Source organism: Lederbergia sp. NSJ-179 (genome assembly GCF_022867885.1).
GTDB lineage: Bacteria > Bacillota > Bacilli > Bacillales > Bacillaceae_C > Lederbergia.
Genome location: NZ_JALIFP010000022.1, coordinates 1 through 25,696, shown reverse-complemented (window position 1 = coordinate 25,696; position 25,696 = coordinate 1). Strand labels below are relative to the sequence as shown.

Genomic DNA, 25,696 nt, shown 5'->3' with positions numbered 1-25,696 from the left:
AAGCAAATCAGTGATTATTTTGACACATTTGATGCTTCACCTTATACTATATGGGCAGTAAACGAGAAAGAGAAAACAGCAACCGAGGTATTCAGTAAATGAAAAAGAGGCATATTTGGCTTGCCGCAGCGATGCTTGTCTGTGTCGCAATCTTTATCACAACGGCCTCACCTGCATCAACAGGTGGACAGACAAAACTATTCATTTTAAAGATTTTGCCCATCTCTGAAGAAGTGGCGGCTAGCTTAAATGTTCTATTTCGAAAATTGGTTCATCTGACAGCATTTGGCTTTCTAGCCATTTTATTTTACAATAGTTTTGAGAAAAATAGATTTTTAATCGCTTGGGGTCTCACAACTTTTTATGCGGCAACAGATGAGTTTCACCAAGTCTTCATTCCAGAACGAACAGGTTCATGGCTTGATGTAGGCCTAGATTCACTAGGGGCCTTACTCGCTTTATTGGCGTTGGAGTTTTTTCGAAAATGTGTAGTAAGACGGAAGAAAGGATGACAGCATGATGGAACCTTTATTTTTACAACCTGTTTTTCAAGAGAGAATTTGGGGAGGGACTGCCCTTAAAACCAAATTTGGATATGATATACCATCTGATCATACAGGAGAATGCTGGGCCATTTCCGCCCATCCTAATGGTCCTTCGATCATTAAAAATGGTCCGTTAGCTGGAAAGACATTGATTGAGCTTTGGGAGGAGCAACCCGAATTATTTGGTAATCATCCCACAAAGGTGTTTCCATTGCTGACGAAGATATTGGATGCGAACGCAGATTTATCTGTGCAAGTTCATCCAGATGATGCGTATGCAAATGTGCATGAGAATGGGGAGCTTGGAAAAACGGAATGCTGGTATATTATTGATTGTAAAGAAGGAGCAGAACTGATTTATGGTCATACAGCGAAGACAAAAGAGGAATTCGTCAGTATGATTGAAAGAGACGAATGGGACCAGTTACTGCGGAGAGTGAACATTAAGCCAGGTGATTTTTTCTATGTTCCAAGTGGAACGATTCATGCGTTGGGTGAAGGAACACTTGTCCTAGAAACGCAACAAAGCTCCGATACGACGTACCGACTTTATGATTATGATCGCCTTGGACAAGATGGACAGCCGCGTGAACTACATATTGATCAATCGATCGCAGTCGCTACCATTCCTCATAAGAATGCTGATGTTCAAGAAGCAATTAGTAAAATTCCAGGTGCCGAAATTACGACATTTGTGGAGGCGGAATATTTTACTGTTTATAAATGGGAAATCGATGGAAAAGCGACCTTTGAACAAGACAAGCCCTTCATGCTTGCCAGTGTCATTGAAGGGAAGGCAGATATGATGGTGGGCGGTCAATTTTATCCGATTCAAAAAGGCGATCATTTCATTCTACCGGCTGAAGTAGGAACGATTGAACTGGATGGAAACGCAAAATTGATTGTCTCGCATGTGTAAGTAGTATAAAGTAGCAGATTTGCAAAAGGGGCGTCTTTTGAAAAGACAGCCCCTTTTGCAAGCAACGGCTCATAAACCATCTAACTTTCTAATGCCCTTACTAAAAGTGGTTGTATATCTGTATAGATTTCATCGAATTGCGAAATGGGAAGAGGGTTTTGGCCGATTCCCAGTTCGATCGTAAATCCAGGTTTGCGAAATTCTTGGATAAACCAATCCTTGTACCCTACAAAACTATCGACATATTGAACCGCTTCATAACCACTTAGCTTGGCAAAGTCATGGGCAAGTCTTTTCGATTCAAGAGGCTCTAGTCCCTCATATCCCCAATAAATTTCTTGTCCTTGAGTATGTAAGGAAAGCAGCCGAGCAAATCGTTCCTTTTGCACCAATTCAGCCATCGCCATCGTTTCAGGTTCACTAATTGGCTTAAATCCAAGAAAATCACGAGGACCAGGTTTTTTAGGCTTTCGTTTCTTTTCAAATTCCCAGTTGGCAGGGAATTGCTTATTCAAATCGATCCCACGAATATTCGCTTTCCAGCCTGAAAAATCAGCACTTCCGTTATTTAAGGTAATCAGTTCTTTTTCAAGCTCTTTCGGTGGGCCATTTCGTACAAGATTCACGCCATCAGGATTGACCATTGGGATAGCGGAAAGCGCTGCTTGCTCGTAGAGGGAGAGAGCAGGAGTTTGACTAATTTTTTGCCCGTTTGTTAGCATAATCAAGTAATCATTTAAAAAGGTCATAAGTACACAAGTTGTAATCCATTCATTAGCATGAAAGGAAGCGTTGATTTGTACTTTTCTCTGTCCTTTGCCAATCCGTAAATCATAAAGAGGCTGATGGAGAACACTGCGTCCGGCTTCTCGTTTTTGAATGAAAGGATAAAGCTCCGCAAGCGCCTCGATATCCGCTTTTAAACGGGTAAAATCATAATGGGCTTTTGGATCGACGACTCTTTTGCTCATCCTTATAGGAATAAAAAGTTCATCTCCTACTGAAAGATTATTCGGATCCACCTCTTGATTTAAAAGGAATAAAGTGTCCAGTTTGAGTTGGTACGACTTGGCAATCCCCGATAATGTATCTCCATAACGAATGGTATACGTATTTTCCCTAAATCCCGGTATATGGACGGTTTCATCTATTTGGAGTTGTTCCGGATCAATCCCCGGATTGGCATCAGCGATTAAGACGAGGGGGATAGAAAATAATCGACTATAATATTCTAGAGTATCTCCCGCTCTAACTTGTATTTTCATAGGGTTTCCCTCCAAATGATTTGATCATATTAGTTGTATGAAGCGAGATGTGAAACATGACAAAAAAAGTGTGAAAGTCTTTGCTGGAAAGACACAGCTTCTTTAAAAAAGATTGCTGGCATTGAATAGGCAGATACACAAAGCCAAGCGGCAATTCTTTATAACCTTGTTCATCCATGAAGCCGCTTTGCTTTATGAGACCGTGTCTAGCTTTCTTCTCCCACCGGAAAATCCCCTTCGAAAATTTCCCCTAACACCAAGGCAGCAGCCCCAATCGCGGTTGCGAAAACCCCTTGCTTTGAACACAAGATTTCTGTTTCCTTTGCTTGTTTCGTCAGTGCTTTTACGGCGATGGTTTCTTTTATTTTCGGGAGGATGAATGGTTCGGCATGGGCCACTCCGCCACCAAGAATAATTTTAGTTGGATTAAGGATATGAATTAAATTAGTTAACCCAAATCCAATATATTCTCCTGTTTTTCCTAAAATATCCTGAGCTACTTTGTCCCCAGCCATAGCGGCTTTATAAACGAATTCTCCATCCAGTTTCTCACCATTTTCAGCGACCATATCTTTTAAAATGGTTTCTCGCCCTTCTTCAATTCTTTGTTGCGCTTCTTTACCGATGGCTGGACCGGAAATAAGCGTTTCCCAACAGCCATAATTTCCACAGGAGCACCGCCTGCCGTGAAGATCAATCGTCATATGGCCAATTTCTCCAGCCAAATCGTGCTCCCCATGAAAAAGCTTCCCGTTTAGGACGATTCCCGCTCCAACTCCACGCCCAATATTGACAATCACCATATTGTCATTCTTTTTCCCGTTTGAGAACCAGTATTCTCCAAATGCCATTGCTCGGACATCATTATCTACTTTTACGAGTAGCTCAAACTTTTTTTCCAATGCCTCTTTTAAAGGAATATCACGTAAATTCAATCCGGGTGCATAGAGACTTATTCCGGATGTCACATCAACGACCCCGTGCATCCCAATCCCGATTCCGATCATTTCCTTATCTTTGTGTAAGTGGAGTAGTTTGCTGATTGTTCTTTCAATCAGTTTAACCAAGGAATCTTTGGAGATAGATAAAGGAATAGGGGATTCTATTTTATCTATCATGAAACCGGATAAATCGACAAGCACTGCCCGGACCATTTTGGTGCCAACATCTAGACCGATAATATGAAAGCGGGTATTATCAATCACTAACATGGTCGGTTTGCGCCCGCCGACAGATTCACCTTGCTCACTTTCAAGCACGAGGCCGGAAGTGATTAACTCACTGACAAGCTTACTAACCGTTGGTGGTGTGAGCTTTGTTTGTTTCGCAATGGAGGCGCGGGAAATCGGTCCCTCTGTGCGAATTTTATTTAATATGATCATTCGATTCAATGATTTCATCCATTTGAAACTTCCCTTTATCATTGTATGACAAATCCTTTCTTTGTTAAAAAAACGAGGGGGAAGATGCATAGCTTCCTACTGAAATGGTCTGGGTTTTATCCCCATCTTATTTTTTGTTCGTAAAAATAATGGTTGCAAAAAGGTTATATGTATAATAACATATAAAGTAAGTTAAGTTAATTAATTAAGTTGAATGGGCTATTATCTTTTCACAAAATAATGAATAAAGAGGTGACCATGTTGGAAAATCTAGACAAGTTAAAAAAAGAATTTGCAAACGTTTATGGCGATAGCGAGGGTGTACGAGTCTTTTTTGCTCCAGGACGGGTCAATTTAATTGGGGAACATACGGATTATAATGGCGGTCATGTTTTTCCATGTGCATTAGATGTTGGAACTTACTGCTTAGCGAAAAAAAGAGAGGATCGAACACTTAGATTCTATTCCCTTAATTTTACTGAAAAGGGGATTATGGAAGCAAACTTGGATGAGATTGTTAACAAGGAAAGGGATGATTGGGCGAATTATCCAAAAGGGGTCATTGATGTTTTCCAAAAAGCCGGTCATAAGCTTTCTAGTGGTTTGGATATATTGTACTTTGGAAATATTCCTAATAGTGCCGGGCTATCTTCATCTGCCTCAATTGAACTGGCAACAGCGGTGATGGTCAATGAATTATTTGCCTTTCATAAAGAGATGTTGGATTTGGTGAAGCTTTCTCAAAAAGCAGAAAACGAATTTGTTGGCGTGAATTGCGGAATCTTAGATCAATTCGCATGTGGAATGGGAAAGAAAGATCATGCCGTTTTATTGGATTGTCATACACTTGAATACCATTATACCCCCTTCCAACTGGAGGATTACGCATTAGTGATTGCGAATACAAATAAAAGCCGAGGATTGACAGATTCCAAGTATAATGAACGTCGAGCGGAATGTGAGCGTGCGTTAAAGCAATTGCAAAAAGAATTGGATATTCAATCTTTCGGAGATTTAACCGTAGATGAATTTGAAGCTCATAAATATTTAATAGAAAATGAAACCGAACGCAGGAGAGCGAAACATGCTGTATCTGAAAATGCCCGGACGTTGGTTGCTGTCGATAAATTAAATGCTGGGGATCTTGCCGCTTTCGGAAAACTGATGAGTGCCTCCCATTTATCCTTAAGAGACGACTATGAAGTCACAGGCAAGGAATTGGACACACTGGTAGAAGCTGCTTGGAACGAAGACGCCCTTGGGGCAAGAATGACCGGAGCGGGCTTTGGAGGCTGTACTGTCAACCTCGTCAAAAAAACCCATCTAGACACCTTCATTCAAAACGTCGGTGCTAGCTATCAAGAAGCAACAGGCCTCAAAGCAGACTTCTATAACGTAAAAATTGGGGATGGTGCAAAAGAACTACAGTGACAGGCACGCCCTGAAAAATGTTGAATTTAATGGATAGGAGGAGAAACGGATGGCGATTTTAGTTTGTGGTGGAGCAGGTTATATTGGAAGCCATGCGGTTGCGGAGTTGCTTGGGCGCGGTGAAGAGGTTGTTGTTGTTGATAATTTACAGAAGGGCCATCAGGCGGCTTTATTGGATGATGCGAAGTTCTATGAAGGAGATATAAGGGATTTGGCTTTTCTAGATAAGGTCTTTACTGAAAATAATATTGAAGCTGTTATGCATTTTGCAGCGAATTCTCTTGTGGGAGAAAGTGTGCACGTCCCTCTAGATTATTATGATAATAATGTTGGTGGGGCGATTTCTTTACTGCAAGCGATGAAAAAGCATCAGGTTCATAAAATTGTCTTTTCCTCTACAGCAGCCGTTTTTGGAGAACCGAAAGAAATTCCGATTTTAGAAACCGCTGAAACAAGTCCAACGAATCCTTATGGTGAGACAAAACTTGCGATCGAGAAGATGTTAAAATGGGCGGAACAAGCCCATGGGATTCACTATGTTGTTCTGCGTTATTTTAACGTGGCAGGTGCCCATCCAAATGGAATTGTGGGAGAGGATCATGAACCCGAAACTCATTTAATTCCAATTATCTTACAAGTCGCACTTGGAAAACGGGAGCAAATCTCCATTTTTGGGGATGACTATGATACCCCAGATGGTACATGTATTCGTGATTATATCCATGTGATCGATCTTGTGGAGGCTCATCTTCTGGCAATTGAAAAATTGCGCAAAACAGGTGAAAGTGGCATCTATAATTTAGGAAATGGGAATGGCTTCAGTGTAAAAGAAGTCATTGAAGCCGCTAGAAAAGTAACGAAAAAAGACATTCCTGCCGTCGTAGCTCCAAGACGAGCCGGGGATCCCGCTAAACTCGTTGCATCCTCTGAAAAAGCGAAAAAAGAACTTGGTTGGAAACCGCAGCATGCTTCATTGGAATCGATGATCGGAAGTGCATGGGATTGGTTTGTCAACCATCCTGATGGCTATGAAAAATAATTCATATACAGAATCAGGTGAAGAGAATCCTTCGCCTGATTCGTTCATTCTGTAGAGATGAGGAGGCTGAGCCATGAATATTTACACAGCATTGGAACAACTGATCCAGTATGGGCTGCAAAAAAAGCTGATTGAACAATGGGATGTTGATTTTGTTCGTAATCAATTACTTGAAGCCCTTGGATTAGAAGATTGGGAATTACCTCAAACGGAAGAAGGTAAGATTTCCCAAGCAGCATCACCTGTTGATAGTTTAGCTAACATTTTAGATTGGGCTGCGGATCATGATAAATTGGAACATAATACAGTGACTTTTCGCGATTTGCTTGATACAAAATTAATGGGAATCTTGATCGCAAGACCTTCTACAATTATTCAAAAATTTTATTCCATTTATGAAGAAGAAGGTCCCCAAGCAGCAACAGAATATTTTTATCAGCTTGCAAAGGATTCTCATTATATTCGGACAGATCGAATTGCTAAAAACGAACATTGGGTATCCGCTACCCCCTATGGTGACTTAGAAATAACGGTCAATTTATCGAAGCCTGAGAAGGATCCTATTGCGATATCAGCGGAAAAAACAAAAAAGGCTGTCACCTATCCGCAATGTTTACTTTGTAAAGAAAATATGGGCTATTCAGGCAGAGTCGATCATCCAGCTCGGCAAAACCATCGGATTATTCCCGTCGAATTAGAAGGAGATCAATGGTATTTGCAATTTTCTCCTTATGTATATTATAACGAGCATGCCATTATTTTCTCTGGTGAACATGTCCCGATGAAAATCTCAAAGGAAGGTTTTCAGCGGCTGCTAGCATTTGTCGAACAATTTCCCCATTATTTCATTGGTTCAAATGCTGATTTACCGATTGTAGGGGGTTCGATTTTAAGCCATGATCATTTTCAGGGCGGACATCATCTTTTCCCAATGGCGAAAGCGGAAATAGAAGATACTTTTTCCTTTGCTGGATATGAAGGAGTGGAAGCTGGGATTGTGCGCTGGCCTATGTCTGTCATTCGTTTAAGAGGAAAGGACCGCCATCAAATTGCAGAGTTGGCCGATTATATTTTGGGGCGGTGGAAAGAATACAGTGATCCAAATGTTGAGGTAATCGCTTCAACGGATGGAGTTCCGCATAATACGATTACCCCCATTGCGCGACAGTCGGGAGAGCATTATGAATTTGATCTTGTATTAAGAAATAATCGTACAAGTGAACAACATCCACTAGGGATTTTTCATCCACATGACGAGGTTCATCATATCAAAAAAGAAAATATTGGCTTAATTGAAGTAATGGGACTTGCTGTATTACCAGGTCGTTTAAAAGAGGAACTGCAACTGGTTGGCGAATATTTACTCCAACCGGATTACGAAAAGAGATTAACGGAAAACGAATTGACCCGAAAACATGCCAATTGGGCCTGCCAAATTAAAGCAGATCAAACAGACCTTACTCAAGACAATGTACAAAGAATTTTACAGGAAGAAGTCGGCCATGCCTTCCGGACCGTACTAGAACATGCTGGAGTATTTAAAAGAACAGCTGAAGGAAAAGCAGCTTTCCGAACATTCCTCCATACCATCTCCACATCCTAAAAAAGTCAGCTTCAGAGCTGGCTTTTTGGTGTCTGGCACTTTCCGAATTTTGATGAAATTAATTTTTGGTTGATTTTGTTTAAAAAAGCTGAAAAAATGTTATGTAACTGGTTTATAGGATTGACTTTGTTTTTTGAGATTACTAAGGTATAGATGTATGATAGGAGAGTGTAAATGTACAAGTTATACATTCGGATAGTATGTTGGTGTTTGACAGCGGTTTCCGAGAGTTGCCCCATTTTGAGTATAGGAAAGGATTGTGAACAACATGGCGAATACTACGGCACATATTATTTCTCATTCCCATTGGGATCGTGAATGGTATCTACCTTTTGAAAAGCATCGTTATTATTTAGTTAAATTAATGGATGCTTTGCTTGAAAAATTGGAGAATGATCCAGATTATAAAAGTTTCCATTTAGATGGACAGACGATTGCTTTAGATGATTATCTAGAGGTTCGTCCTGAAAAATATGAATCAGTGAAAAAATATATTGAAGAAAATAGAATCATCATTGGCCCTTGGTATATTTTACAAGATGCCTTTTTGACAAGTGCGGAAGCCAACGTACGCAACCTAATGATCGGGATGAATGAAGCGAAAAAATATGGTTCCTATTCGAAGCTTGGTTATTTCCCAGATACATTTGGCATCTACGGACAAGCGCCACAAATGTTAAGGCAGGCAGGAATTGATACAGCAGCATTTGGGCGTGGGGTAAAACCAACCGGCTTTAATAATATGGTCAGTGATTCCGAGAATTTTGAATCGCCCTATTCTGAACTGGAGTGGCAATCCCCTGATGGTTCTAGTGTATTGGGTGTCTTGTTTGCGAATTGGTATTCAAATGGGAATGAAATTCCTTCATCAAAAGAGGAAGCAGTAAAGTTTTGGGAGCAGAAATTAGCGGATGCCAAAAAATATGCATCCACTCCACATTTACTTTATATGAATGGTTGTGACCACCAACCATTACAAAAGGATCTTCCGGCAGCTATCAAACTAGCGAATGAATTATATCCAGACATTGAATTTAAACATTCAAGTTTTGAAGAGTACATGGAAGAGGTAAAAAATAGCCTTCCAGAGAAACTGCAGACTGTTAAAGGGGAGCTGCGTAATCAACGGACAGATGGCTGGTCAACGCTAGTGAATACAGCTTCTGCTCGAATTTATTTAAAGCAAATGAATCATTCCGCGCAAATCAAGCTCGAACGTTTAGTGGAACCACTTGCTGCATTTGCTTATAGGAATGGGGAAGAATATCCGGAGGATTATCTCCGTTTCGCTTGGAAACAATTGATGCAAAATCATCCGCATGACAGTATTTGTGGTTGTTCCATTGATGAAGTTCATGAAGAAATGGTGACTCGTTTCAAAAAAGTAGATCAAATAGCCGATATGTTGATCGAAGAACAAGCGGAGAAAATAGCGGTGAAAATTAAGACAACAGCGCCTGACGGGTTTGATTCAGCGATTCCTCTGATCGTCATGAATACTGCAGGCTATAAACGTCATACTACTATTGAAAAAGTCATTGATTTTGAAAAAGTATATTTTGGAGAAATGCCTTTACAAGAAATTCACGGACATTTAAAAAATAAAGCTTTACCTAAATTGGCGATTGTGAATGCGAAAGGAGAAGAAATTCCTGCAACAATTGAAGATTTAGGGTCAGAATTTGGCTATGATTTACCTGATGATAAATTTAGACAACCTTATTATACAAAAAAAGTGAAAGTGATTTTTACAACAGAGGAGCTTTCAGAATTTGGTTATGACACTTACTTCTTAGTGGAAAAAGAACCAACTTCTACAGCAGATCGAATGGTTAAAAACGACCGTACACTTGAAAATGATTATATTCGTGTAAGCGTCCATGAAGATGGAACATACGACGTTCTTGATAAAGCAACAGGAAAAGAATTCAAACATATAGGAAGCTATGAAGATACAAGTGATATCGGCAATGAATACATGTTTAAAAAAGCAACGGGAGAAAAAGCTTTTACCACAAAAGGGTTACAAGCAAAAGTGAAAATGGTAGAGAACAATGCATCAAGAGGCATTATAGAAATTTCTCATTCATTTGAAATTCCAGCTGCGGCACATGAAGAACTAGAAGCTTTGAAAGACAAACTTGTCTGGCACAGAGACCGTGAAGCACGCCGCTCCAATGAAATGACAACACTAGAATTGAAGACAACATTAACCTTGGATCAGTATGCAAAAGGAGTAGCTGTCAAACTAGACTTTGACAATACGGCGAAAGATCATCGCCTTCGTGTTGTGTACCCAACCGGATTTGCGACAGACCATCATTTAGCCGAAAGTGCTTTTGAAATCGTCGAAAGACCGAATAAGCCTGAAATGGAATGGAGCAATCCAAGTTTTGACCATCATCAACAATCTTTTGCTTCTGTATCAGATGGTAAAAATGGATTGACTGTGGCAACAAAAGGTTTACAAGAATACGAAATTGTGGAAGAAGATACAACTTTAGCGATAACAGTATTACGAGCCGTTTCTGAACTAGGGGACTGGGGCTATTTCCCAACACCTGAAGCACAGTGCCTAGGGAAACAAAGCGCTGAATGGTATGTTATCCCTCATGCGGGAGACGCCATTTCCGCCAAAGCCTATGAAGCAGCCTATGATTTCCAAATTCCGATAGTATGTGTACAAACAAACGAACATGCTGGGGAATTAGCTGCACAGGGAGATTTTATCCAGTGGGAAAGCGATGGACTTGTGTTAACAAGTGTGAAAAGAGGAGAAACCAGTAAAGATCTTTTCTTGAGAGTGTATAATCCATCCAATCAGGAGAAAGTCTTAACGATTCATCTTCCAGATACTGTAAACTATTATGAAAGTAATTTGATGGAAGAAAAAGTAGAAACCATTGGCAAAAATTATCAAAATAGACCAGTGGATGCTTATAAAATTATCACGGTGGGTATGGAAGGAGCCAATTAATCATGACAAATGTACCAGCATCATTACAAGCAATTATAGAGCAAGTAAAAGAAGCTTTCCCAGGGGAGGAAAAGCTCCATGAAATGTTTGCCCAATGCTTTGTTAATACGTATTCGACAACCTTAAAACATCTAGATGATGGGACAACCTTTGTGATTACAGGAGATATCCCGGCTATGTGGCTGCGCGATTCTGCAGCCCAAGTTCGTCCTTATTTAATGGCGGCTGACCAGGATACAGCTATTAAAGATATGCTTGTTGGAGTGGTCAATCGACAAATTCAATTTGTTTTACATGACCCCTATGCGAATGCATTTAATGATTCAGCAAATGGAAAAGGACATCAAACAGATCAAACAGAGATGACAGCTTGGATTTGGGAACGGAAATATGAAGTGGATTCCTTATGTTATCCGATTCAATTGGCTTATTTGCTTTGGAAAGCAACGGGTGAAACAAGTCATTTAAATGAAGAATTTCATAAAGCAGTTCGTACGATTGTTCAAGTATGGAAAACAGAACAAGATCACGAGCAAAACTCTCCTTATCGTTTTGAGCGAACAGGGGATAGACCGCAAGATACATTGATCAGGGACGGAAAAGGCTCAAAAGTGGTTCCAACTGGGATGACTTGGAGTGGATTTCGTCCAAGTGATGATGCCTGCACATATGGCTATCTCGTTCCTGCAAATATGTTTGCTTCCGTTGTGATGGGGTATGCGGCAGAAATCTGTGAGACCATTTTAAACGATGCAGAACTTGGAAAAAAATGCGCCGGGTTAGGTCAAGAAATCCGTGAAGGAATCGAAAACCATGCAGTGATTGACCATCCGATGTACGGAAAAATATATGCTTATGAAGTAGATGGGACGGGCGGGTACAATCTAATGGATGATGCGAATGTCCCAAGCTTAATGTCCGCTCCATACCTTGGCTATTGTGATTTTGACGATGAAATCTATCAAAACACAAGGAATTTTATTTTAAGTCGCGACAATCCTTATTATTACGAAGGAAAAACGGCTCGCGGAATTGGCAGCCCACACACGCCTGACCATTATATTTGGCATATTGCCCTTTCCGTGCAAGGAATGACAAGCATTGATCAAAAGGAAAAAGAATGGATCCTGCGCACGCTCTTGAATACGGACGGGGGAACAGGCTTTATGCATGAAGGCTTTAATGCCTCTAACCCAGAAGAATTCACCCGTGAATGGTTTGCTTGGTCCAATACCATGTTCAGTGAATTTGTGCTTAGCTATATCGGCAAGACGGTTCAAGGCAGTCCATTGCATGGAAAACAATAAACAAATTACTTTTCTATGCGGGATCAGCAATGATGTAGACTAAGCAAGGGCTTAAGAGTAGCGTCAAATACTTGTGATTGAGGCTCAACGGTTCAATCTTGGGGTTCAATGGCCTTATTCGGGCACTCAAATATAATAATCAGGAGGTTGGTCAGATATGAAATTATTTCAAATAGCAAGTGAGTGGCTTCTTCGTTTGATATGGACCAACCTCTTGTGGATTGGATTCACGCTGCTCGGGTTAGGTATTTTAGGTTTTATGCCTGCGACTGTGGCGATGTTCACAGTTTTACGTAAATGGACGATGAAGGAATTTGATACACCCATTTGGCCGTTATTTACATCTACATATTTTAAAGAATGGAAAAAGAGTAATAAAATCGGTGTGATTTTTGCGCTGATTGGTCTCTTTCTTTTTCTTGATCTCAGTTTTTCTGAACAAATGAAGGGCTTTTTCTCGCTTTTTCTCTATGTCTTTTTTCTTTTTCTATTCTTGATTTATTTCTTAACCCTTGCTTTCTTTTTCCCGCTCTATGTGCAGTATACTTTTACGATAAAGGAATATATCAAGCAATCTTTGATCCATGCGATTGCCAGTATAAAAGATATTATTATTCTTTTGCTTGGGCTTATCTTTATTGGCTATCTATTAACAAAGATCCCTGGGTTGATCCCTTTCCTAGGTGTGGTCCTGCCCAGTTATTGGATTATGACTATTTGTATGAAACGATTCCGCAAGCTAGAAAAACAACAACAAACCATTAAGGAGTGAGGAGCTTGTTTTTAACAGAAAATAAATTTGAACATCGAATTCGTGAACTAGCTGATTTTCGTTATCGAGACACCATTCCCATTAGAGAATTTTTAAGCAAGGAAGATTCAGGGGAGATCGGTGCTTATCCACCCGCTCAATATGAGAATAAAATGCAGTTGGGAGATCGTTGGAAAGGCCGCGATCGGTATTTATGGCTTCATGCGATAGTGGAGGACCATCAAAAACTATCTGGGAAACCATTAGTCGGTCTTTTCTCATTTGGTCGAACGGGCGGGGGGAATAATTCTGGCTTTGAATCTCTCTTATTCGTCAATGGTAAACCCTATCAAGGTGTGGACTCCAATCATGAAGAAGTTCTGTTTGATGATGAATATGGACAAGGCCCGCTCCAGCTTGATTTCCGTTTATGGTCTGGGATGGAAGGGGGAGGCGCTCCACGCGAACAGGAGTATAAGCTAGAAAAAGCCGAAATCGCTTGGTTGGATACAAAGGTAGATAATCTTTTCTTTACTTTATACGCAGCGTTTGAAGTCTTGAAGGAAACAACAGAAGCCGATCCTGCTCACTTAACTTTAAGCAAACTGATTGGCGATGCGTTGAAACTGATCGATTGGACAGAACCAGGCAGCGCAAGCTTTTATCAATCCTGTTATGAAGCCGAAGCTCAGCTTATGGATGCGATCGATGCGATTGATTCTTCTTCAGAAATCACAATCCATACTGTTGGACATACGCATATCGATGTCGCTTGGCTTTGGAGACTCAAGAATACTCGTGAAAAATCAGCCCGTTCTTTTTCAACGGTCCTAAACTTAATGAAAAGATTCCCGGAATATCTATTTTTACAAACGCAACCACAATTATATGACTATATTAAAACGGATTACCCGGAAATCTATGAACAAATGAAAGCCCGGATTGCTGATGGTAAGTGGGAAGCTGCCGGTGCAATGTGGCTTGAGGCTGATTGCAATATTCCGAGTGGTGAGTCACTTGTACGACAAATCCTGTACGGAAAAGAATTTTTCAAAAAGGAATTTAATGCGGACAGTACTTATCTATGGCTGCCAGATGTGTTTGGCTATAGCTGGGCTCTTCCGCAGATTTTGAAAAAGTCAGGGATCAAAACAATGATGACAACGAAAATTAGTTGGAATCAATATAACCGGATGCCACATGATACCTTCTATTGGAAAGGGATCGATGGGTCGGAGATTCTTACTCATTTTATTACCACTCCTGAACCTTGGAATGGACCTGATTCGTGGTTCTACACATATAATGGCTTTATTACAGCGAAAACCGTAAAAGGTGCATGGGAAGGCTACCGCGATAAGGAATTGACAAAGGATCTTCTTGTTTCCTACGGATACGGTGATGGAGGCGGTGGTGTTAACCGACATATGCTCGAAATGAGACGCCGCCTTGACAAACTTCCTGGTATGCCCAATGTCAAAACATCGACAGCAGGAGAATTTTTCGAAAAACTTCATGAAAATGTAAAAGCAGCAGACGGCTATATTCATAAATGGGATGGCGAGTTATATCTCGAATATCACCGTGGTACGTATACGAGCCAAGCCTTTATGAAAAAGATGAACCGCCAATTAGAATTACAATACCGTCGGGCCGAAATGCTCACTAGCTGGCTTTCCCGACCAGGCGAGTGGACGGGAAATGAAGAGTTGAAGCAAGGCTGGAAGATTATTTTGCGGAACCAATTCCATGATATTATTCCAGGCTCCTCCATCACAGAAGTTTACAAGGATGCGAGAAAAGAATATGAAGAGGCCTTTGTGATTGTTGACCAAGTGGAGTCCGATCTTTTAAACAAGCAATTGCAAAAAGCTGATCAGGCTGTAACGCTATATAATGCTTCCCATATAAAGGGAAAAAGAAATGTTTGGATTTCTGAGCATGCAGGAGAAGAAGGCGTTTGGAAAACAGCGAACGGGGACATTTTACCGGCCCAAAAACAAGCAAATGGTTGGCTTGTTGAAGTGGATTCTCTACCAGCTTTTGGAGCGAAGACCTTGTATTTTGAAGCAATAGCTGAAACAAAAAATGATCCATCTTTCCACTTTGAAAATAATAAACTGGACACACCTTTCTATACAGCTGAATTTAATGAATACGGTCAGCTAGCAAGGCTCTATGACAAGGAAGCAGAACGTTCCATTCTAGCGGAAGGCGAAAACGGGAATGTCTTGCAAATTTTTGAAGACAAGCCGCTTGCTCATGATGCATGGGATATTGATATTTTCTATCAAGAAAAAATGGAGGAAATCCGGGAATTACTAAAATTTGAAGTAGTAGAAAACGGCCAATTATCCTTTGTCGTTCAGGCAAAATGGCGTTATCACCAATCCGAATTCACCCAAAACATCACGTTTTATGCGAATGAACGCCGGATTGACTTCAAAACAAATGTAGATTGGCATGAAAAACATAAATTGTTGAAAACCTCCTTCCCTGTTGAAATTCGGGCGACAGAAGCGACCTATGACGTGCAATACGGAAACGTGAAACGTCCTAACCATTGGAATACAAGCTGGGATATGGCTCGCTTTGAATCGGTTGGACACCAATGGGCCGATTTATCAGAAGCGGGTTATGGAGTTAGTCTTTTGAATGATTCGAAATATGGGTATGACATTAAAGAAAATCGGATGCGTTTGACTCTACTCAAGTCTGCAACACACCCAGACCCACATGCGGATCAAGGACATCACACTTTTACGTATTCCCTTTACCCTCATGCTGGTGACTGGCGTGAAGCGAAAACGGTGGAAAAAGCTTGGGATTTAAATGATCCGATTTTGGCCCTCCAAGGGGAATGGAAGAATGAGGAATCCTTCCTTGATCTACATTCTGACCATATTTGGGTCGATGCCGTCAAGCCTGCCCAAGATGGAAATAGCCTAATCATTCGTGTTCATGAATACGAAGGTCGTCGTGGAAAAGCGGCATTGAACATTCATAAACCAATCGAAAACTGGATAGAAACGAATTTGATGGAAGAAGCGATCGGGGAAAAGCAAAATGGTTCAGTCATCGAATTCACGATCAAACCATATGAAATTAAAACGTTTAGAATTACAAATCTATAAGACAGTGATATTTATGACCGGCTCCTCATTGGGGGCTGGTTTTTTGTGTCCAGAGTCATCTATAACGAATAAATGATTGTAGTTTGATAATGTCTATCTAGTTAAAATTTTTAAAAAATATATTGACGAATATTATTAAGTGCTGTATATTGGGTTTGTGGTTTTAATTCGTTCTTTGTGAATTTTGATTGTATTTTGTGTGTTTATTTGGCAGTTAGATTATTTCCATACAAGAATAGGAGTGGGATGCAATGGGGAAACAGCTAAAATTTCATAAAAATCAGTCATTTAAAATAGTACAGTTTACTGATTTGCATGTTGGTGGAGAAGAGAATCAAGAGGATAAAAAAACGTTTCATGTCATTAGAAAAGTCGTGGAATGTGAAAAGCCTGATTTAATTGTTGTGACAGGTGATCTTATCTGGAGTGAGGGGGTCAAACATCCCGATCAATCTTATCGCAGGGTATTAGACCAAATTTCCGAGTGGGATATTCCATTTGCAACTGTTTTCGGAAATCATGATGCAGAAGCAAATATTACTCGGGAGCAGTTATTGCAAATTCATTCCGAATATACAAATTCATTAACGATGGCTGGACCTGATCATATTCATGGGGTAGGGAATTATTCCCTTTCTATTCAATCATCAACTAAACTAGCAAATGAAGCCGTTTTATATTTTCTGGATTCAGGGGACTATGCTCCTAAATCTGTTGGCGGCTATGCATGGGTTCATCCCGATCAAGTAAGCTGGTTTATGTCAGAAGCAAAAAAGTATGCCCTTCCAGCACTAGCCTTTTTTCATATCCCATTACCTGAATATCGTGATGTTCTAAGCTTTGGAAAGGTATCAGGAAATAAATTGGAACAAGTCTGTGCGCCAATGATCAATAGTGGTTTATTTACAGCTTTGCTAGAATCGGGTGAGGTCATGGGGACATTTGTCGGGCATGATCATGACAATGATTACTGTGGTGAACTCTGTGGTATTTCCTTATGTTATGGACGCGTAAGTGGATATAATACATATGGAAAATTGCAACGTGGTGCGAGAGTCATTCAGTTATCTGAAGGACAGCGCAAATTTGATACATGGATTCGGTTAGATGATGGGAATGTTATAGCCTCTTATACACATGAGCATAAACCAAAGGAATAATTTCAAAAAAAGGGTGGACATCTTGAAAATTGACTATCATTTACATTTGGAGGAAGGACCTTATTCTTCAAACTGGCTGAAAAGAACATTCGATGCAGTAAATCATTTGGACAATAACGCCCATCCACAGCATTCACGTGAATGGATGCTGGAGCAGACAAAAAAATTACATAAACGACTGATGAGTGGTCCTTTTTCAATGGACTGGTTGGATTTATATTTGCAACAAGCGAAGGATCTAGGTATTCAAGAAGTTGGAATCGTTGACCATTTATATCGGTTTAAGGAATATAAAGCTTATTATGAAAAACATATTCATCTAAAAGATGATGAGCTTGGCAAGCTGCAGAGGAAATGGCTGGACCAAGTTTGTGTAGAATCGATCGATGAATTTATCGCACTTATTGAAAATGCTAAGCAAAAATGGGAAGAAAATGGTGTGAAGCTTTGCTTAGGAGTGGAGGCAGATTATTTTCTCGATAGTGAAGAGGAATTGACGGAAATTCTGGGAAATCAACCTTATGATTATGTGATCGGCTCTGTGCATTTTCTAAATGGCTGGGGATTTGATAACCCGGAAACCAAGGATTTATTTTTAAACTATGATCTATCTAGTCTGTATGATGAGTTTTTCCATGTAGTGGAAAAGGCGATTTCATCAAAGTTATTTGACTTTGTTGCCCATCTGGACAACCTAAAGGTCTTTGGTTATCGACCTGATGAAGAAAAACTGATCCCGGCTTATCGTAAAATAGCGAAGAGATTATTACAGACAAATACGGCTACCGAGATCAATGCAGGTCTTTATTATCGCTATCCGATTAAGGAGATGTGTCCAAGCCCAACGTTTTTAAAGGTGCTAGCCGAATATCAAGTACCGCTGACCGTTTCTTCGGATGCTCATTATCCGGATGATCTTGGGAAATTTGCTGAGATGCAATTGGAGATATTACAAAACGTGGGCATCCATGAGGTGGTTACATTTGCAAAGAGAGAAAAGATCAAACATCCAATTGAGACTGGCCATATTTAATCTAAATGTTTGGAAATAATCCTTTTTAGTATGAGGAGAGAGAAAAGGCAATGAGAGGGGGTGAGGTGCAAACGAAGATAGATGACTTCCTAAAGTTGATGGAGCAAACGTGTGACAAATAACAATGTTAAAAGGTTTGTAGATTGGTTCAGCACGTGAACAAAGCAATAACAAGTGTTCAGCTAAGACGAATAAGAGGTAGGTATATAATAAAATGTCACAAATTAAGGGGGAATGAAGTAAGAATTTATCCAAAAATGTATGCGGTTTCATCAGGGGGTGTTCTAACACTAGCTAGATGACTACGGAGGAAGTACACTAACCGGGTGAAATGATAAGTAGGAATCGAAACAGAGTATTATGTATTTCTTGTTTTGGTATGCCAAGATGTAATGCAAGTAAAAAACAATTTGGGGGTTGTCAACTTGAACAAAAGAAATGGGATGTATTTCCTTCTATGCTTGTTTTCTCTTATTCTAATGGGCGGATGTGTCGGAGAAAAAACAGGTTCCACGGAAGTGGAGACGGATGGAGGAGAAGATCAACAATCGGAAGAAAATAAACAATCAGGAGACAATGGAGAGCCAGTCACGATCACCATTGCTCTTCCGTTCGGAGAAGATATTTTTCAAGATCGTTATGGCATCATTCAGGAAAAATTGCCCAACATTAACTTGGAAATGGTTTACTTTGATGGAACATCTGAAGGGTTAGAAGAACTATTTGCAAGTAAGACTGTTCCAGATATTTTTAATACAGGGAATGTTGCATTACTTCAGGAATATGATGCCATTCTACCGATGGATGGATTAATCGAAAAACATGGGTTTGATACTTCAGTTATTGATCCATCGATCGTTACCTTTTTAAGATCATTTAATGATGAACAAAGTATGATTGGAATTTCCGATGGCTCCTCCCGGTATGGTTTGTATTATAATAAAGAAATATTCGATTTATTCGGCGTTGCGTATCCTGATCCTGATAAATCGATGACATGGAATGAAGTGGTCGAGTTAAGCAGGCAATTAACAGGGAAACGGAATGGGACCGATTATATCGGTTTAGAGTTTGATGGGAATGACTTTGATCCCCCTTTGTGGCAGTTTGCTGTCAATTATACAGATCCGCAAACAGGTGAAGTACAGATAGCAGACAAACCTGAGTTGCAATCCTTCTTTAATTTGCTGCAAGACTATTATAATATCCCTGGGGTTGATTATAATGATACATGCTTTTTTTGTGAAAAAGGAGCAGCTATGTCAATTGGTTGGCACGGTATGTTTCTTTGGGGATGGGATGATGATGTTTCCAATGTGGAAAATATGGATATAGCCCCCCTTCCCGTCTGGCCGGATCTTCCAAATACAGCACCGAAATTACAAGGTTGGCCGATTATGATCTCATCCTACAGTGAACATCCCGATGAAGCGTTTCAAGTTTTAATGGAATATGTTTCAGAAGAAAACCAGTTAAATATGGCGAAAACCGTATCAGCAGGGCCGACAACTGTCTATCCAAAAGTGCTTGAGAACTTTGCGGCTGATCATGAATTCTATGATGGGAAAAATGTTTCCGCCCTATTTGCGCTTGAGCCTGCGCTTGGGGAAGAAAGACGAAGCGCCAAATGGGATGCTTACGTCGATATCAATAAAGCAATTGAAGAGCTGGCCACAACGGATATCGATGTGCCTACACTTTTAAGGAAATTGGAAGAAGAGTCAACGACCAAAATCCAAAATGCCAAAGATCAGGAATAGCTTTCGGATTAGACCTATACAGTTTTGCGATTTGGACAATGTTGGATTTGCTCCAGCGCTTTTTTTACAACTCATTTGAAAATATGATAGGAAAACGGTACGATAATTTATGAAGCTTTGCAACGGGTAGAAGCATTGATTGAGCCCCGAATTGCGAAAATTGAGACATAAGATTAGAGAAATGCGAAAGAGAGAAGGTGAACAATGTCTCTTCTATCTGAAGAAAGGAAGAAACTATTAATCGATGAAATTGATACACATGGAAAAGTGCGCGTGTCTGAATTGGCACAAAAATTAAATGTCTCCAATGAAACGATCCGCAGAGATTTGGAAGCCCTAGAAAAACATAAGAAATTAAAACGGGTTTATGGGGGAGCAGTAAAGGTATCTTATGAAGATGGGGAACCTCCTTACCAACAACGGCAGATTATTCATTATACGGAAAAAAAACTCATCGGGAGAAGGGCGGCTTCCTTAATCAAAGATGGAGATACGATATTTTTGGATACGGGCACCACGGTCTTAAAATTGGCTGAGTTTATAAAAAATCTCAATCGACTGATGATCCTCACAAATTCCTTGCCTGCAGCCAATGTTTTAAAAGATTCCTTAGCACAAGGATTGTTCCGTGGGAAAGTCATTCTTTTAGGGGGAGAACTCTCCCCTGACCAGCAGTCCGTGAGTGGCCATCTTTGTGAAGAAATGTTGAAAAACTTTTATGTTGATAAAGCCTTCCTATCTGTTGGCGGTGTATCCCTTAAAAACGGGATAAGTGATTATGATTTTAATGAATCCTCCATTTCAAAATTAGCGGCTACCAATGCCAAGGAAGTCATCGTACTAGCAGATCATAGTAAAATTGGCGTCCAATCCTTCACCAAGATTACAACTTTGGATCAGGTAGATGCGATTATATGTGACAAAAAACAACCACCTTCATGGGAGGTCGTATTAGAGCAAAAAAATGTTGACTGGATTATGGCTGATTAGTTTTAATAGATAGCTGTCCTATTTTTAACGCTTAGCATTTTAAATTGGGACAGTTCTAATTTAGTTAGAATCATTTTTGGTGACTTTTAACCACAAAAAGAGTATGAGGATCTGAATAAATCCTAAAGTTAAAAATGGATTCAATTCCCGAGTTGCAAAGAAATCAAGCTTTTCGCAAAGTTAGATGTCTTTTCAAAGTAAAAGTTAGTATTGGCAAAAAATGAAAATATTCATATACGTGGCTTTCTAAGACTTCAAGCCGAAACTTAGGCTAAATGTGTCGACTTAAGAGATGCAGAAGGAGTCCAGCATTTTAAAAATACTGGACTCCCACATTAACCAAGTTATAAAATTTTTTACTTTTCGTCTTGATATTTTGCAATCAATTTTTTAGTCTGTTGTGATAAAAGCTGATATGCCTTTTCAGAAATTTGTTCATTGTCCAACAGACCGTTTAGCAGTACATTAAAACCATTCAAGTGTTTTATTACTTTATCCATTTTATTTTGACGATGAAAATGTTCTAGTGAAGTCACATGCAATGTCAAAGCTTGGACAGTCTTTTCATCGGCAATTTCGCCTTCTTCATTCATCTCCTCAATCAATTGACTTAAATTCTTTATCTCTACCTTTTCATTAGGAAATCCATGGATTTCAAATTCATAAATTCTTGCAGCCTGGTCCCCGCCTTGTGTGGGTTTGTCGACCATTAATCGTACATAGCGTGCATTAGTTAAGTTTATGCTGCGCTCCGTAACCGCCTCTGTATTATCAGTCACTTTGACAGCTTCTGCCCAGTTTTCTCCGTCATCGCTTATTTCAATTCTAAATGCTTGTGTATTAAAGGCTTTCGGCTCTCCACCTGCTTGTGCATGGTGAACGACGAATTTTGAAATGGCATATTGACCACCAAGATCAACCTTTAACCAATGTGGGGCATCTCCTAAGGCACACCATTTGCTGTTTACGTTACCGTCAACAGCATATTTTGCGGCTTCATTTGGGGCACATTGCCCGCTAGCGGTAGCAATTTTATTCAAAGCAACATTTTCAATATCTTTAACTGCCTCGGAAATGGTAATCATCGCATCTTTTGTAAGAACACTTTCCCCTTCACTGTTTTTCGCAATCAAGGTGACAGGGTAAACGCCCTCTTTTTCATACGTCACAATTGGATTATTTTCATGGCTGATAGATGGGGTTCCACCCTCAAAATGCCATTCTACTTCTTCCGTTACTTCCGATGAATGATTGAAAAACTGAATTTTTCCTCCGGGCGCAGCCACCGTTTGGTCAGCAAGGAAGTCAGCCTTCGGTTTTGGATAAGCTGGCCAATCGAAAGTAACCATGGTTGGCTTGCTTCGTTCGAACTCTTTATTCACTGTAACAGTTTCCAATTTGGTGTTGCTTTCTTTACCTTCTCGTTTTAAATCTGAAATATAGTAAACTTGGTTTGGTGTAGCGCCAAAAACTCTTTTTTATTGTTTGACAGCTTCCGATAAATTTCATAGTGACTTACCTCGGAATCAGATGACTCCCAGGCAAGTGCTACATCAGCATAGATACCTTCGTTAAACTTAACATCACTTACCTTTCCGTTCTTTGGAGAATGAACGTCATTATCTTTCTCTTGTTTATTGTAAATCTTAATTTCTCCAATATTTGTCGTAAAATCTTCCACTTGCTGGTCACTATCTACCAACAAAGAGAGGGCTCCAATCTGTTTATCACTGTACTCTTTCAGTTTAAAAGAATCGGTTATCCACTGATGTTGGCTTTGTTTTTTTACATCGAAAAAGACAAATTGATCGGGGTTATCGGTGAAGCTTACCCCAAGCTTCATGTTTGGATTTTTCAAATCTGTTTTGTATGTCAAAGAGATTTCAGTACCCTTTTGAATAGGCAGATTGGTTTTATAAAGCTTAATATGCGTTGGATTGTTAGCAGAAATTGCACCTGAAAGCTTTAAAGAACTTCCGCCATAATAAGCATTATCCCAATCAAAATTAACGTTTACAGCTTGTCCGCCCTCTATCAGCCAGCGCCAAGTTGGTAGAATATCCTGCAGGCTGCGGTTGTTCCAAGACTGTTCACTTACCACATTCCCATCAACAGAGAAAAACTTTCCGCTTCCGGTATTAAAGTGAGTGACAAAAGGCAGTTTCTCAATAGCCGTTTTGGCAGTGAAATAATGTGCCATTCCCTTCCAAGTACCGTTCTCGTTTGTTTCTGCAGGATTACCGGACCTTCCAATCCAAAATTCATTTTCTTTTTGATAAAACTGCTCTATATTTTCGGAGGTTTTAAAGGTCCAATCTGGACGATAAATCCCTAAAGAGGTTAATGGTTCCTTACCCTTAGGAAAGATACCTTCCCAAGCAACTCTTGTGTTTATTCCATTCGCTTCTACATCAACCCCAGCGAACAAATCATATGGGCTTCTGCCGAGTTCCTTCGCTTTGTCAAAGGAAGATTGCTGGTTATTCCACCAGAAATTTAAAAACATGCTATCAGAAACACGTGTCTCACCATCTTGTAGAAAACTACTGTTATTGTCTGTCAAAGCGTTTTGCCAATTGATACGTCCATCATTCGTCATTGAATCATACCACATGATCTGCATATCTTCAGGCTTATTCTCCTGTAAATAAACTAGGAACTCTTTCATCTTTTGGGCAGTTTTTGAATTTCCGCCTTCCGTTTCCTGGTTAATAAACCAGCCATCAAATCCGTAATAGTCGGCCACTTTGAGAAGCTTGTCAGCCGCTGGGAAGGAACCGTCTTCACGCTGGGTAAGCATTTGATTTAGCCACTCAATTTTGCCTCCGTAAACAGCGGGAGGAAAGAAAATGTTTCCTAAAATTGGCACACCATTCTTATGAGCAGCATCAATCACATCTGCACTTGGCGGTACAATGATGCCCTCACCGGCAGAACCTGCCCAATACACCATCAGGTCAACATACTGCCAATAGCTGAACGTGTTTGCATAGAAATCCTTGCCACCCTGGGAAGGTACCCCACTAGTAGTGGGGTTAAGTGCAGACAATGCCACTAATTTACTCTTTGATTGTGCATTGTCATTTACTTTGTATAATACTTCTCGTTTGGCTAATGGGGTTTGGCTGCGGTTAAATACAGCGTTTGGATCGCTGTCTTGAGACCAGTTCAATAATTGTTCCGGATACCAATAGGATGATTCTGGTTGCTCCGCTGAGCCGATACCTGGCCATAACAGCATAAAACACAAACCGAAAAAGACAGTCATTAACCAATGGTGCTTTTTCACATCATTCATTTTCCCACACCTTCTTTTCTATTAATTTATTTTGAAGCTTAAAGCGAGCTCCCCAATACTATTTGCCTCCCGCTACGGAAGGCGCTTCCAAAATACACAACGTTTCATTTAATCAGTCTACCAAGCACACTATAACGCGCTAATTAGAATGTCAATATACCGACTGAATATTGTAAGTTTTTTTCATCGTTTCGAAGGTTAGTCCACAAAAAATCCCATTCTTTTATCAAAAAAGATGGTTAGTTTCCTTATTGCAGTGGATAACTTGTTACACTCAACAGATATAGTTAAGTGCCGTAAGTTGGTTGAATGCAGAGAAGTCATAGAATATTTCGAAGGTTAGAAGGAGCTGCTCGAGTCTATTTTCCTTAACCTAGATATTGAAAACGGAGGCAACTAGAAGCATTTGGCATAAGTGATATAAAAGCTTCTAATTCCTTCTTTTCTAGTTAGAAACCTATATTTTAAAATTATCACAGTAAATATAAAGTTTGTACACTTGTTCCAACTGATTATTGAAGAGTATGCTAGTCATAATACTTTGTTGGTAAATTTTTACATTTTCCCCAAGTGATTGTATTGAATACGCTAACAATAAATACCTATATTCAAAAACCTTTCTATTTTTCTAGTGCTTTTTTTAAGATCGGCTTAGTATAAGTTGTTAAAAATGTTTTCCAGTTCCTAAACAGGATGAAAATAAACGGATTATTACTGGGGAAGTTCACATGGAGAGCTATTATTAGAGGAAAGTAGATCCCTAAAAATAGATTTTGATGGAAGGTGGCGATAAATATGAATTGAAGATTCTGATGACTGGCTATTTTGTGAGAAAGAAGGAAATGAATTTGGAGAAAATGACAGGATAATAGAACTATACTAGGATGAGGAGGGTTTGTTTGAAAAACAAGAGGATCACGAGCTAGATTCTGACAAAACCATAATAGAGTCAGATTTGCAAAATCAGATCCATCGGAGTGAGACGAATATGAAAGGGAAAACCATCTTAAAGTGGATAAGTAATTGTCTTTCAACCCTGTTCATTATCCTGCTAGTTTGTGCTGTATTGATCGTCATTTCATCGCGGGCGGCAGGAGGGGAA

The 25,696-nt window shown here is 39.9% G+C and carries 16 protein-coding genes and 2 pseudogenes; 14 read left to right on the top strand and 4 right to left on the bottom strand.

Going from position 1 to position 25,696, the window contains the following annotated elements; genetic code table 11:
• Nucleotides 1–98 precede the first annotated feature (98 nt).
• Both MUB24_RS15340 and manA read left to right on the top strand, forming a co-directional pair.
• On the top strand, nt 99–512 hold the full coding sequence (locus tag MUB24_RS15340; protein WP_244705567.1) for a VanZ family protein: 414 nt from the start codon (nt 99–101) through the stop codon (nt 510–512).
• Between the two features lie 4 nt (nt 513–516).
• Entirely contained in the window at nt 517–1,464 is a 948-nt protein-coding gene (manA, locus tag MUB24_RS15335; protein WP_244705565.1) for a mannose-6-phosphate isomerase, class I, read from the top strand.
• 80 nt (nt 1,465–1,544) lie between these two features.
• Here the strand turns inward: manA and MUB24_RS15330 are convergent, their stop codons facing one another.
• Nucleotides 1,545–2,729 (bottom strand): M14 family metallopeptidase, encoded by a 1,185-nt coding sequence (locus MUB24_RS15330; RefSeq protein ID WP_244705563.1) that lies wholly within the window; start codon nt 2,727–2,729, stop codon nt 1,545–1,547.
• 206 nt (nt 2,730–2,935) lie between these two features.
• A complete protein-coding gene (locus MUB24_RS15325) occupies nt 2,936–4,129 on the bottom strand; it encodes an ROK family transcriptional regulator (RefSeq protein ID WP_244705561.1) in 1,194 nt (397 codons plus the stop codon).
• Between the two features lie 240 nt (nt 4,130–4,369).
• On the opposite strand from MUB24_RS15325, the gene MUB24_RS15320 reads away from it, so the two are divergent.
• From MUB24_RS15320 to MUB24_RS15270, 11 genes are all read left to right on the top strand, one after another.
• Nucleotides 4,370–5,542: a galactokinase gene (locus MUB24_RS15320; RefSeq protein ID WP_244705560.1), complete on the top strand. Its 1,173-nt coding sequence runs from the start codon at nt 4,370–4,372 to the stop codon at nt 5,540–5,542.
• 49 nt (nt 5,543–5,591) lie between these two features.
• Nucleotides 5,592–6,581: a UDP-glucose 4-epimerase GalE gene (gene galE / locus MUB24_RS15315; RefSeq protein ID WP_244705558.1), complete on the top strand. Its 990-nt coding sequence runs from the start codon at nt 5,592–5,594 to the stop codon at nt 6,579–6,581.
• A gap of 73 nt (nt 6,582–6,654) precedes the next feature.
• Nucleotides 6,655–8,184, top strand: coding sequence for a UDP-glucose--hexose-1-phosphate uridylyltransferase (gene galT, locus MUB24_RS15310; protein ID WP_244705556.1), 1,530 nt, complete (start codon nt 6,655–6,657; stop codon nt 8,182–8,184).
• A 268-nt stretch (nt 8,185–8,452) separates the two neighbouring features.
• Nucleotides 8,453–11,161 (top strand): alpha-mannosidase, encoded by a 2,709-nt coding sequence (locus tag MUB24_RS15305; RefSeq protein WP_244705555.1) that lies wholly within the window; start codon nt 8,453–8,455, stop codon nt 11,159–11,161.
• Between the two features lie 2 nt (nt 11,162–11,163).
• Nucleotides 11,164–12,468, top strand: a complete 1,305-nt coding sequence (locus tag MUB24_RS15300) for a glycoside hydrolase family 125 protein (RefSeq protein ID WP_244705553.1) — start codon at nt 11,164–11,166, stop codon at nt 12,466–12,468.
• A 157-nt stretch (nt 12,469–12,625) separates the two neighbouring features.
• Nucleotides 12,626–13,240, top strand: coding sequence for a YesL family protein (locus MUB24_RS15295; RefSeq protein ID WP_244705551.1), 615 nt, complete (start codon nt 12,626–12,628; stop codon nt 13,238–13,240).
• 5 nt (nt 13,241–13,245) lie between these two features.
• Nucleotides 13,246–16,353, top strand: coding sequence for an alpha-mannosidase (locus tag MUB24_RS15290; protein ID WP_244705549.1), 3,108 nt, complete (start codon nt 13,246–13,248; stop codon nt 16,351–16,353).
• Between the two features lie 251 nt (nt 16,354–16,604).
• Complete coding sequence (locus tag MUB24_RS15285) at nt 16,605–17,513, top strand: metallophosphoesterase family protein (RefSeq protein WP_244705547.1); 909 nt, start codon at nt 16,605–16,607, stop codon at nt 17,511–17,513.
• A gap of 22 nt (nt 17,514–17,535) precedes the next feature.
• The gene (locus MUB24_RS15280) at nt 17,536–18,546 is read left to right on the top strand and encodes a histidinol phosphate phosphatase domain-containing protein (RefSeq protein ID WP_244705545.1); all 1,011 of its coding nucleotides are present in this window, start codon (nt 17,536–17,538) and stop codon (nt 18,544–18,546) included.
• Between the two features lie 425 nt (nt 18,547–18,971).
• Nucleotides 18,972–20,306, top strand: coding sequence for an ABC transporter substrate-binding protein (locus MUB24_RS15275; protein ID WP_244705543.1), 1,335 nt, complete (start codon nt 18,972–18,974; stop codon nt 20,304–20,306).
• 204 nt (nt 20,307–20,510) lie between these two features.
• A complete protein-coding gene (locus tag MUB24_RS15270) occupies nt 20,511–21,296 on the top strand; it encodes a DeoR/GlpR family DNA-binding transcription regulator (RefSeq protein ID WP_244705541.1) in 786 nt (261 codons plus the stop codon).
• Between the two features lie 356 nt (nt 21,297–21,652).
• Here MUB24_RS15270 and MUB24_RS15265 read toward each other — a convergent pair whose 3' ends face one another.
• Together MUB24_RS15265 and MUB24_RS15260 are read right to left on the bottom strand one after the other, a co-directional pair.
• The gene (locus MUB24_RS15265; protein ID WP_244705540.1) at nt 21,653–22,678 is read right to left on the bottom strand and encodes a discoidin domain-containing protein; all 1,026 of its coding nucleotides are present in this window, start codon (nt 22,676–22,678) and stop codon (nt 21,653–21,655) included.
• 6 nt (nt 22,679–22,684) lie between these two features.
• A pseudogene (locus MUB24_RS15260) lies at nt 22,685–24,249 on the bottom strand (endo-beta-N-acetylglucosaminidase); the annotation flags it as partial.
• Nucleotides 24,250–25,489: 1,240 nt separating this feature from the next.
• Here MUB24_RS15260 and MUB24_RS15255 point away from each other — a divergent pair.
• A pseudogene (locus tag MUB24_RS15255) lies at nt 25,490–25,696 on the top strand (hypothetical protein); the annotation flags it as partial.

Coding starts and splice junctions, on each gene's coding strand:
- MUB24_RS15270 (WP_244705541.1), top strand. CDS start 20,511: ATGTCTCTTCTATCTGAAGAAAGGAAGAAACTATTAATCGATGAAATT.
- galT (WP_244705556.1), top strand. CDS start 6,655: ATGAATATTTACACAGCATTGGAACAACTGATCCAGTATGGGCTGCAA.
- manA (WP_244705565.1), top strand. CDS start 517: ATGATGGAACCTTTATTTTTACAACCTGTTTTTCAAGAGAGAATTTGG.
- MUB24_RS15285 (WP_244705547.1), top strand. CDS start 16,605: ATGGGGAAACAGCTAAAATTTCATAAAAATCAGTCATTTAAAATAGTA.
- MUB24_RS15330 (WP_244705563.1), bottom strand. CDS start 2,729: ATGAAAATACAAGTTAGAGCGGGAGATACTCTAGAATATTATAGTCGA.
- MUB24_RS15325 (WP_244705561.1), bottom strand. CDS start 4,129: ATGAAATCATTGAATCGAATGATCATATTAAATAAAATTCGCACAGAG.
- MUB24_RS15340 (WP_244705567.1), top strand. CDS start 99: ATGAAAAAGAGGCATATTTGGCTTGCCGCAGCGATGCTTGTCTGTGTC.
- MUB24_RS15295 (WP_244705551.1), top strand. CDS start 12,626: ATGAAATTATTTCAAATAGCAAGTGAGTGGCTTCTTCGTTTGATATGG.
- galE (WP_244705558.1), top strand. CDS start 5,592: ATGGCGATTTTAGTTTGTGGTGGAGCAGGTTATATTGGAAGCCATGCG.
- MUB24_RS15300 (WP_244705553.1), top strand. CDS start 11,164: ATGACAAATGTACCAGCATCATTACAAGCAATTATAGAGCAAGTAAAA.
- MUB24_RS15305 (WP_244705555.1), top strand. CDS start 8,453: ATGGCGAATACTACGGCACATATTATTTCTCATTCCCATTGGGATCGT.
- MUB24_RS15320 (WP_244705560.1), top strand. CDS start 4,370: ATGTTGGAAAATCTAGACAAGTTAAAAAAAGAATTTGCAAACGTTTAT.